Here is a 2,243-nt window from a genome sequence, read left to right as displayed (position 1 = left end):
CAACGTCACCGTTGGATATTCGTCCGCCGGGTCCGTGTCTAACTCTTCCAGTCGCTGTTCAATCTCGCGTTTACTCTTCCGTGTCATTGTCGGGTCGTAGCTGTTCGGCCCATGCCTCCCGAACCAACCGTTCGGGCGGGTCCGGATACTCGTCAGAAAAATGCTGTTCAATCACGTCGATACCATCAACCAAGTCGCCGTCGTCCAACTCCTCGATTCTTGATTCAATCTCGCGCTTACTTTTTCGGGGCATTTGTGTTTTCCTCAAGTTGCTCAAGCCGTTCGGATAGCTCCTCTAAGTCGCGGTCGTTCTGGATTTGCCGATGAACGTTAGCCGCGTATGCTAACGCCCGAATCCATTTGATCCGCACTTTCTCATTCTCGGCGTCGTATACCCGTCCCTCTTTGACTTTCCTGTGCGCTTCCCGGATTCCATCTTCCAGTAAGTCTTGAATCTCGCCACGGTTCGGGAGGTCATCATTCGCGTCCGCGCTCGCGCGTTGGCTCTCACTCATGGCCAACCACCGGGGGTTTCATCCTCAATTCGGGCGGGAGCGGGGTTCTTATGGCTATACATCGGGTTCGGGAACGTAATTGGTAGTTGCTTAGTCACGGTTTCATCACCGTTGGAATCCCGGCCAAAAGCCGCCACCGGGGTACTGAAAAAATGGGCCTGCGGCCCTGATTCTACACAATGAACAGATCCCTCGCCTTCCGGGTCATCGGGAGCGCCGCGATTAGAGCCGGTCAGTCCACGATACGTCGAGGTCGTCGACCGCCTCCTCAAAACTCTCTGTGCCGACAAGTGCCGCCACGTCGGTTTTCAGGGAGTCGGGGGAGTCTTGTAGCGTTTCCATGTCCTCAATAATCGCACGCGCCTTCTCGCGCCGCTCGCGGCGATTGAGGGCTTCCCATTCGTCGCTAAGGTCGTTGTTAGTCGTCATTGAGTTGGATCGCCTCGTGTTCGGTGAGATAGTCGCAAAAGTCGGTTTGAATCCCAACGGACGGGAGCGCTCGAAGGTATGCCGCTTCGGATTCATAGCCTCGCTCTTTGAGGTCATGGTACATTTTGCTCGCCTTCATACGCGGCCCGTTGTTTGCCGCGCCTTCTTTCGGGTCGAACCCTTCGGCCGGGTCCAGACTCATACTCTCAAAGTCGCGGTGATACGACTCGGCAAATCTCATACACACATCGGTATCACCAAACTCAAAGCGGGCCTTCTGCGCCGCTTCCACCTCGCCCGTCGTCGGGGCGTCACCAGCAAAGTCCATCGCGTTACTTCCCCGCACTAATGCCTGTACGCTATCTGGACGGGTCACTTCAATTTCTCCACCGCGCCCGTCGTCATCGGACACAACTTCATGCCGCTCGCCAGTAACGGGATCTTCAATGGTGCCGCCGGAAATCGTGGTTTCAATTCGATACGTCTTGTCGCTCTCGCTGTAGTTCGTACTCATGGTTAGATCTAACCAGATTCTCCAAGTGCCTCGCCCCTCGCCGGGTCATCGGCCGATTACCTAACAGCCTTCGCGGGCTTCCTGACAGAGTACGCCGACCAACGCCGGGAGGTCGACAATCTGGATTAGACCGATCGTCAGAACAGCAATCGTTCCGTTTGCCTGACCGGCGAAGGCTAATATCGCTACCAAGATGACCGCCAACGTGTTCCGGTCAACAATGTCGGATAGTGTGGCGTTCATCGGTATTCTCCTAACCCCGTTCCGGTGGATTCCCCATTGTCGTCAGTTGCGTCCGATTCTGGACGGGGCGCGTCGTCGGTCAACTCAAGACCAACATAACACCGGGTCCGGCTTCCATCAACGGTCCGCTGTCGTTGAGTCACCTCGCCGCGTTTGGTAAGCTCGGCTGTGAATTTCTGTAGGGATTCACGCTCTAAGCCATTGTTTCGAGCAAACCGAAGGTATGAGTCGTATGCCCCCACGGTTCCACCGCTGGTGGTCCGCTTCGGCACATGGCCGCCGTCGTCATCGGTACATCGTTCAATGAATTGCTCGATACTGTTCCCATATCGCTCCCACTTTTGCCGATTCTCGAAGGGATAAGGTTCGTTGGTGAATTGCCCCTGTTCCATCAATCGGGCGTAACCGTCTATTGCCCAGTTGAGAATCCCCGGAAGCTCGGCTTTCAGTTTGTCCGTCAGCTGTGGGTCTTGTTCCTCGCGGGGGACACTCTCCGGAAAGAACACGGTGAGCCACCGATTCCAAAACCCATCGTCATCAAC

The 2,243-nt window shown here is 55.7% G+C and carries 5 protein-coding genes; 1 reads left to right on the top strand and 4 read right to left on the bottom strand.

From position 1 onward, the window contains the following. Nucleotides 1-236: 236 nt before the first annotated feature. From EXE45_RS16245 to EXE45_RS16230, 4 genes are all read right to left on the bottom strand, one after another. Nucleotides 237-515: a hypothetical protein gene (locus tag EXE45_RS16245; protein WP_137694935.1), complete on the bottom strand. Its 279-nt coding sequence runs from the start codon at nucleotides 513-515 to the stop codon at nucleotides 237-239. 222 nt (nucleotides 516-737) lie between these two features. Then, complete coding sequence (locus EXE45_RS16240) at nucleotides 738-944, bottom strand: hypothetical protein (protein WP_137694934.1); 207 nt, start codon at nucleotides 942-944, stop codon at nucleotides 738-740. After that, nucleotides 934-1,458, bottom strand: a complete 525-nt coding sequence (locus EXE45_RS16235; RefSeq protein ID WP_137694933.1) for a hypothetical protein — start codon at nucleotides 1,456-1,458, stop codon at nucleotides 934-936. The genes EXE45_RS16240 and EXE45_RS16235 overlap by 11 nt, the downstream gene beginning before the upstream one ends. Nucleotides 1,459-1,518: 60 nt before the next feature. Then, nucleotides 1,519-1,701, bottom strand: a complete 183-nt coding sequence (locus EXE45_RS16230; protein ID WP_137694932.1) for a hypothetical protein — start codon at nucleotides 1,699-1,701, stop codon at nucleotides 1,519-1,521. A 272-nt stretch (nucleotides 1,702-1,973) separates the two neighbouring features. Here EXE45_RS16230 and EXE45_RS16225 point away from each other — a divergent pair. After that, a partial coding sequence (locus EXE45_RS16225) for a hypothetical protein (protein WP_199233655.1) occupies nucleotides 1,974-2,243 on the top strand: 270 nt, incomplete at its 3' end.

Origin of the sequence: Halorubrum sp. SP9, assembly GCF_005435015.1 — an archaeon.
Lineage (GTDB): Archaea > Halobacteriota > Halobacteria > Halobacteriales > Haloferacaceae > Halorubrum > Halorubrum sodomense.
This window is presented reverse-complemented; position numbering and strand designations above follow the sequence as displayed.